Below are 7,719 nucleotides of genomic sequence, written 5' to 3' on the forward strand. Positions count from 1 at the left end.
GCAGGGGGCGGCCGGCGCGGACGTCCTCGATCGCGGCGACGAACGCCGCGCCGTCGGGCATGCGGTCCGCCGGGTCCTTGGCCAGCGCGTGGCGGATCAGTCTGCGCACGTCGCCGGGCAGGTCCTCGGGCAGCGGCTCGGGGTCGTCACGCACCTGCTTGAGCGCGATCGTCACGGCGTTGTCGCCGTCGAACGCCGGGTGGCCGGTCAGGCACTCGTAGCCGACCAGACCGAGGGCGTAGACGTCGCTGGCCGGGGTGGCGTGGTGCCCCTGGGCGACCTCCGGGGCGAGGTACTGCGGGGTGCCGATCACCTGGCCGGTGCGGGTGAGCGGCACGCTGTCGGCCGACCACGCGATGCCGAAGTCGGTGATCTTCACGCTGCCGTCGTCGCGCACCAGGATGTTGCCGGGCTTGACGTCGCGGTGCACCAGCCGGACCCGGTGGGCCTCGGCCAGCGCGGAGGCGGTCTGCTCGAGCAGCGACAGCGTGGCCGCGGCCGACAGCCGGCCCTCGCGCTGCAGCACCGCCGACAGCGGCTCGCCCTCGACCAGCTCCATCACCAGGTAGGCCAGCGTCTCGCCGCTGCCGTCGGTGGCCTCGGTCTCGCCGTAGTCGAAGACGGCGGCGATGTTCGGGTGGGAGAGCCCGGCGGCGTGCTGGGCCTCGGCGCGGAAGCGGGCGCGGAACGTGGGGTCGGCGGTGTACTCGCTGCGCAGGACCTTCACCGCGACCGGACGGCCGAGGAGGACGTCGGTGCCGCGCCAGACCTGCCCCATGCCGCCGGCGGCGATCAGCTCGGCGAGCTCGTACCGCTCACCCAGGTTGCGCCGACCCGGCTCCACCACCGTGGCTCACTCCTCGCCTACGACCCGGCCGTCGTCCACGGCCCGGGGGCGCCGGTGCCCCTGGGTCTGGATGTCCCGCACCCCGGGGGGCTACACATCGGCGCTGGCCGCCGGGCGTGTCGCCGACCTGGGGGGACGGCGCCGCGCGCTCCGGCCCGCGCCGCGTCCGTCCGCCGTCCATCCTCCCAGCTCGGCGGGCCCTCCCGCCCGGACCGTTCCGTCACGATCCGGCCACGGTCGGGCAGCCCGGACGAGATCGCCGATCTCGTACGCTCCCGGTCCCGGACGCGGGCGAGATCGCCGATCCCGCCGTGTGCGGGGGCCGCCGAGGACGAGGAGGAGCGACGATGCCCGAGGTGACAGGGCCCGAGACCGTGACCCGCGAGGACGCCGGCGGGGTCGCCACCATCACCATGCTGCGGCCGGGGCTGACCCACCAGTCGCGGCGCGAGCTGCTCGACGTCTTCCGCGGGGTCGCGGCCGACGAGGCGGTGCGGGCCGTGGTGCTCACCGGCACCGGCCGGGCCTTCTGCGTCGGGCAGGACCTCGGCCAGCACGTGGAGGCGCTGCGCGGGGACGCCGCGACGTCGCTGTCGGTGGTCGAGGAGGAGTACAACCCGCTGGTGCTGGCGCTGGCCGCGCTGCGGGTGCCGGTGGTCGTGGCCGTCAACGGGGCCGCAGCCGGGGCCGGGCTGGGCATCGCGCTCGCCGGGGACCTGCGGGTGGCCGCCGCGGGTGCCAAGTTCACCACCGCGTTCGCGGGCATCGGGCTGTCCAGCGACTCGGGCCTGGCCGCCCGCCTCGTGCACTGCGTCGGCGGCTCGCGCGCGGCCGAGCTGCTGCTGTTCCCCGAGCCGTTCCTCGCCGAGAGCGCCGCCGAGTGGGGGCTGGTGCACCGGGTGGTCCCGGCCGAGCAGGTGCTGGCCGAGGCGCAGGCGCTGGCCGCGCGGCTGGCCGCCGGCCCCACCGCCGCCTACCGCGCCATCAAGACCGTGCTGGCCACGGCGGCCACCGACCGCCTCAAGGACACCCTGGCGCTGGAGGCCCGGCTGCAGACCGAGCTGGGCCGCACCGTCGACCACCGTGAGGCCGTCGAGGCCTTTCTGGAGAAGCGCACCCCCCGGTTCACCGGTCACTGAAAAAGGACCCCCTTGCCCCCCTACCGCTCGCAGGCTCGCGGCGGGACCCTCCAAGGGGGCCACCGGCCTCCGGCCGGTTGTGGAGTCGCGCGGTGACAGGCTGCGTCGGTCCGGCGGTCAGGCCCACGGGGGGAGCGACACGTGACGGGGTCCACCAGGTCCGAGCAGGAGCAGCCGACGGCGCAGCGCCCCCTGCCACGGCGGGTGGTGCTCACCGGCAACGTCGTCGCGGCGCCGCCCCCGGCGCGGCCGGCGGTGACCAGCGACCTCGCACCGCCGCTCCCCCGCAGCCGGCCGCCGCAGCCCGCGACCGTGCGGGTGGCCGTGGCGCTGTGGTGGGCCGGCTGCCTGGCCGCGGTCACCGGGATCTCGGCGGCGCTGCTGGACCTCGGCGAGCTCCGCGACCGGCTGGCCGTGCTGGCCACGGCCGAGGACCCCGCGGCGCCCGCCGACCTGGTCGCCGACGGGGTGCGGGCCACCATCGCGCTGGTGCTCGGCGGGGTCGGCGCGCTCGTCGCCGTCTCCCTGGTGTGGACGGCGCTGGTGCTGCGGGGCCGCGGGTGGGCCCGGTGGGCGCTGGTGGTCACCGCCGTGCCGACCGTGCTGGCCCTCGACGTCGCGCAGACCGTCGTCACGGGCGGTGCCGACCTCGACCGGTGGGCGCTGGTCGCCGCGGCCGGGCTGTGCGTCGTCGCCGTCCTGCCGCTGTTCAGCCGATCAGCGCGGGCGGCCACCCGCCACTGAGGAGTCCAGCCCGGCCAGCAGCGCCTCGCAGGCCCGGACGACGACCTCGGCGGCGTCCGCGGTCGCCCGGCCCGCGAGCGGGTCGTCCGCGGCGGTCCGCCAGCGGGCCAGCGCCTCGAGCGCCGCCCGCCGCAGCGCGTCGTCCGGCGTCCCGGCGGGCAGCCCCAGCCGGGCGGCCGGGGCGGTGCCCTGGGCGCCGAGCAGCCGCTCCCCCTCGATCCGCAGCTCCGGCGGCAGCGGGCCGTCCGCGGCCCGGGACCGGGCCAGCAGGTCCAGCTCGGCGAGGTCCGGGGTGCCCAGTCGCAGCCGCTCCAGCTCCGCCCGCAGCCCGTCGTCCCCCGGGACGGAGTGCTCGGCGAGCACCGCCTCCAGCAGCCGCAGCGCCGTCCCGGCCCGCAGCTGCGCGCCCCGCTCGGTGAAGTGCACCCGCAGCAGCCGCTGCAGCTCGGCCAGCCCGCTGCGCCGCAGCAGCTCCTCGGCCAGCGCGGTGGCGTCGGGGACGCCGGCCCGCACCAGCCCGATCGACAGCCGGATGCCGAACAGGCCCAGCCGGTCCAGCAGCGCCGTCCGCACCTCCACCGACACCGGCACCGGCGCGTCCGGCCGGGTGAAGCGGTCGGCGGTCAGCAGCACCCGCGACACCTGCGCCTGGTCCGCGCCGGCCAGGGCGCGCAGCGCGACGTAGTCGCCGTGCCGCAGCGTCCGGGCGGCCAGCGCCAGCAGCCCGGCGACGGGCACCACCGCGGAGCTCACCGCCGCGACCTGCGGGTCGGCCGACATCCGCCGGGCCACCTTGTCGGCGGCGTGCAGCGCGTCGAGCCGCCCGGCCCCGACCTCGTCGGCGCGGGAGAGGACGGTGATCGTCGTCGTCAGGGCGCCCTCCCCGCCGGTGCCGGCCTGGAAGGCGGCCAGGACGGCGACGTCCTCGGGCTGCGGCTGGCGGGTGAGGAAGACGACGGCGTCGGCACCGGCCGGGCCGTCCTCGGTGCCGAGGAAGCCGTGGGTGCGCGCGCTCGTGCCGGTCGACAGCGACGCGATCCCCGGGGTGTCGACGACGGTGGCCGGCAGCAGGTCCTCGGTCGGCCAGTCCACGACCAGCTGCGCGACCTCCTCCGGCGGGGTACCGCCGAGCTCCAGCCGGAGGCCGCCGTCCGCGCGCCGCACCGGCAGGGTCCGCCGCCCGCCGTCGGTGCCGTACAGCTCGACGCGCGGGGTGGCGCCGTGCCGGTAGACGGTCACCACGCGGGTGCACTCGCCGGCGTCGGTGGGTGCGACCCGGGCACCGACCAGCGCGTTGAGCAGCGTCGACTTGCCCGACTTCACCCGGCCGACCAGGGCCACGCGCAGCGGCTCGTCCAGCCGCCGCCGCTGGGCCTCGAGCCGGGCGGCGGCCGCCGGGACGTCGGCGTAGTGCGCCAGTGCGTCGTCCAGCAGCGCGCGGACGTCGTCCAGGGACCCCGTCACGCCGCGGTCACCGCGTCCCGGTCCAGGGCGCGGACGTCGGCGGCGAGCCGGTCGAGCTGGTCGCGCCGCTGGCGCAGGGAGCGGATGCGGGCGTCCCGCTCGGCGGTGGCCTCCCGGATGGCGCGCTGCGCGGCGGCGACCGCGTCGGCCAGCGAGCGGGACATCTCCTCGGCGGTGTCGGTGATCAGGTCGCGCAGCGTGCGGGAGACGGTGCGCAGCCGGTCCTTGAGGTGCTTGGCGACCTGGAACACCACCTCGTCGAGGTGCCGGCGGACGACGGCCTTGGCCTCCGTGCGGCGCCGCTGCAGGCGCTGCTGCTGGTCGTCGCGGTAGGCCTTGCGGCCGAGCAGGACGCCGGCGGCCACCGAGACCGGGTTGATGATCGCCATCCCGGCCAGGCTGGTGACCAGGCCGGTCATCAGGACGCCGGTGTAGGAGCCGCGCAGCCCGATCAGGGTCCGCTCGCGCAGCGTCATCGCGCCGTCGTCGACCACCGGCAGCTCGACCAGGCCGGCCAGCGCCTCCCCGGCCGCGCCGACCGTGAGCGCGGGGACCGCACCGCCGCCGTCCCGGGCGAACTGCTCGATCACCCGCTCCGCCAGCCACTCCGAGCGCTGCTCGGCCCAGACGTAGCTGTCGGCGACCGCCGCGGCGATCCGCCGGTCCAGCCACTCGGACAGCTCGGGCCACATCGGGCCGGGGTCCTGGGCGTCGATCGCCTCCTCCGCCTCGCGGACCACCACCCGCGAGCGGTCGCGCAGGTCGAAGTCGATGTCGGCCACGAGGTCGGTGACGCCGTCGGTGAGCACCTGCTGCCAGCGCGACGAGCGGCGGCGCAGGTCGTCGGCGGCGGCCCGGGCCTCCTCGAGCCCGCGCACCAGCTCCTCCCGTGCGGACGGGTCCTCCAGGCCGGCCAGCTCCGTGCGCACCGCCAGGGAGAGGTGCTCGGTGACCGCGCGCAGGTCGTGCACCAGCGCACGGCGCGCGAGCACCTCGGCGCGGTCGACCACCTCGCGGCGCAGGTGGGTGACGAGCGCGCCGATCCCGGACTCCTCGTGCAGCTCCCGGTCGCGGTGCTGCACGGCCAGCTGGGCGAGAGCGGCGGAGACGGTGAACAGCGGCGCCTCGATGCCGCGGCGGGCGAGGTGGGCCCGGTCGAGCTCGGCCACCTCGCGCCAGTGCGGGCAGGCGTCGGTCTTGGTCAGCACGCAGACGACCGTCGGGCACAGCGCGACGGCCTGCTCCAGGAAAGCCATCTCCGGGGCGGTGAACTCCTGGCTGGCGTCGGACACCAGCAGGACGGCGTCCGCGGTGGGCAGCAGGTCGACGGTGTGCAGCGCCCGCTGCGCGCCGACACCACCCACCCCGGCGGTGTCGACCAGCTCGAGCCCGTCGAGCAGCCGGCGCGGCAGCTCCACCTCGGCCTGCACCAGCCGGTCGGTCCCCTCGCCGGTGACGCGCGCGGCCACCTGGTCCACCGGGACCGGCACCCGCTCGGTCGGCCCGTCGTGGCCGGGCTGCGGTCCGGTGGCCAGCACCAGGCTGGCGCGCGGCGCCTCCCCGGCCCGCACCACCGTGGGGACGACGGTCGCCACGTCGTCGGCCACGGGGCACACCGGCGCGCCGACCAGGCCGTTGACCAGCGAGCTCTTGCCCTGCTTCGGCTCGCCGACGACGAGGACGCGCACCCGCGGGTCGGCGCTGCGGGCCCGGGCCTGGAGCAGCCGACGCTGCAGGTCCGGCCGGCCGCACACCTCGGCGAGCGCCTCCGCCCGGTCGAGCAGCTGCGCTGACGTGACCACGGGCACACCTCCTGACTCCCCCCGGTCCTACCACCCGGGGTCCCGCGGGGACAGACGCGAGCCGGGTCCCGGCCGCCTCCGTGAGGCGACCGGGACCCGGTTGGGCGGGGTGTCAGTCGTCGATGCTGCTGTGCTGGTTGAACGACTGCTCGACGTCGACCTCGGCGTCCACCTGAGTGTTCGTGGAGTTGTCGGAGTTGTCGTTGAACGCGTCCTCGATCTCCGTGGAGTTGTCCGAGTTGTCGTTGAACGAGTCGCGGACGTCCACGTCGGCGTCCACCTCGGTGTTCGTCGAGTTGTCCTCGTTGAACGAGTCGTCCACCTGGGTGTTCGTGGAGTTGTCGTTGAACGAGTCGTTCACCGAGTTGTCGGACTTGTCCACGTTGAACGAGTCGCGGACGTCCACGTCGACGTCGGTCTCCGTGGAGTTGTCCGAGTTGTCGTTGAAGCTGTCGGTCACCGTGGTGGTGTTGCCGACGTTCTCCGAGTCCTTGACGACGGTCACGTCGTCCACCCGCACGGAGGTGTTGTCGCCGACCTGTCCGCCGCGGTCGGCGATGACGTCGTTGTCCTCGTTGCTGCTGCCGTTGCCGTTGAACGAGTCCTCGATCTTCTCGACGTCCACGCCGTCGTTGTCCTCGTTGAAGCTGTCGACCGCCTGGTTCCCGCCGACGTTGACGTTGCTGTCCTCGATGTCGACGTCGGTGTTGTAGGAGTCGCGCACCGAGTGGTCGCTGTTGTCGACCGAGGAGTCCTCGACGTCGTCGCCGGCGACGATGCCGCCCTCGTTGTCGATCTGGGTCACGTCGCCCTCGACGTCCCCGAAGATGGCCTGGGCGTCGCCGCTGACCCAGATGCTGTGCGAGGCGTCGATCTCGACGGTGGTCTCGTTGTGCGTGTAGTGCACCTCCTGCAGGTGGGTGATGACCACCGTCTCGGTGCCGCCGGCCGGCGCGGGGGCGTGGTGGTGGCCGCCGCCGTGGTGGCCCTCGTGCTCGTCGTCGTCGCTGTCGTCGCGGTCGACCGGGGCGAGGCCGCCGCCGGAGGAGTGCTCGTCCTCGTCGTCCGCCGGCTTCGGGTGGTGGTGGTGGCCGCCCCGGTCGTCGTCGGTGTCGCAGTGGTCCCCGCGGCCGCCCTCGTCGTCACGGTCGTGGCCGCCGTGCTCGTGGCCACCGCGGTCGTGGCCACCGCGGTCGTGGTCGTCCCGGTCGCGGCCGCCGTGGTGGCCGCCGCCGCTCCAGCCGCCGACCGTGGCGTAGTCCGACACCATCGGCGCGAGGTCGGCGACGTCCTCGGGCGTGCTGTCGGACAGGCCCGCGGCGTCCAGCGTGCCCTGCGGGTCCGCCTCGTAGGCGGCCGCCTTCTCCGGGTCGCGGAACAGGTCGAGGATGAAGTCGAGCAGCGTGCTCGCGATGGTCGACATGGCTGCACTCCTGGGTATCGAGCCGTCCACCGTCGGCCGGCTGTCGCGGCGCAGTCCACTCCCGGCCGCCGTCCCCCGGCATCGGGGAGACGCCCCCCATCGCCCGAGCGGTATGGGGGATGCCCGCTGACGCTCCGTTAGGGGCTGCGGGGTGTCGCCCCCTCCTCACGGTCCGCCGCGGGCCCAGGTCGGGAACGGGCGGGACAGGGGGGACGGCAGGGACATACGTTGCGACACGACCCCGACCGGTCCGCAGGCGGACCCGGGGGCGAGAGGTGGGCGGGGGGGCCTGTGCGCAAC

6 protein-coding genes are annotated in these 7,719 nt (G+C 75.7%); 2 read left to right on the plus strand and 4 right to left on the minus strand.

The features are described from left to right. The coding region (locus CNO22_RS23980; RefSeq protein ID WP_157937094.1) for a serine/threonine-protein kinase at nucleotides 1-847 on the minus strand (847 nt) is incomplete at its 3' end. A 347-nt stretch (nucleotides 848-1,194) separates the two neighbouring features. On the opposite strand from CNO22_RS23980, the gene CNO22_RS23985 reads away from it, so the two are divergent. After that, a complete protein-coding gene (locus tag CNO22_RS23985) occupies nucleotides 1,195-1,986 on the plus strand; it encodes an enoyl-CoA hydratase-related protein (protein WP_100501772.1) in 792 nt (263 codons plus the stop codon). Nucleotides 1,987-2,127: 141 nt separating this feature from the next. Further along, on the plus strand, nucleotides 2,128-2,730 hold the full coding sequence (locus CNO22_RS23990) for a hypothetical protein (RefSeq protein ID WP_157937095.1): 603 nt from the start codon (nucleotides 2,128-2,130) through the stop codon (nucleotides 2,728-2,730). Here CNO22_RS23990 and CNO22_RS23995 read toward each other — a convergent pair. The 3 genes from CNO22_RS23995 to CNO22_RS24005 all read right to left on the minus strand — a co-directional run bounded on the left by CNO22_RS23995 (nucleotide 2,704) and on the right by CNO22_RS24005 (nucleotide 7,419). Beyond that, nucleotides 2,704-4,194, minus strand: coding sequence for a dynamin family protein (locus CNO22_RS23995; RefSeq protein WP_100501774.1), 1,491 nt, complete (start codon nucleotides 4,192-4,194; stop codon nucleotides 2,704-2,706). The genes CNO22_RS23990 and CNO22_RS23995 overlap by 27 nt on opposite strands. Continuing rightward, on the minus strand, nucleotides 4,191-5,996 hold the full coding sequence (locus CNO22_RS24000) for a dynamin family protein (protein WP_100501775.1): 1,806 nt from the start codon (nucleotides 5,994-5,996) through the stop codon (nucleotides 4,191-4,193). The genes CNO22_RS23995 and CNO22_RS24000 overlap by 4 nt, the downstream gene beginning before the upstream one ends. A gap of 112 nt (nucleotides 5,997-6,108) precedes the next feature. Next, nucleotides 6,109-7,419 carry an IniB N-terminal domain-containing protein gene (locus CNO22_RS24005; RefSeq protein WP_100501776.1) on the minus strand — a complete coding sequence of 437 codons (1,311 nt, stop codon included), beginning with the start codon at nucleotides 7,417-7,419 and terminating at the stop codon, nucleotides 6,109-6,111. Nucleotides 7,420-7,719 lie beyond the last annotated feature (300 nt).

Source organism: Geodermatophilus chilensis, assembly GCF_002802985.1.
Taxonomy (GTDB): Bacteria; Actinomycetota; Actinomycetes; order Mycobacteriales; family Geodermatophilaceae; genus Geodermatophilus; species Geodermatophilus chilensis.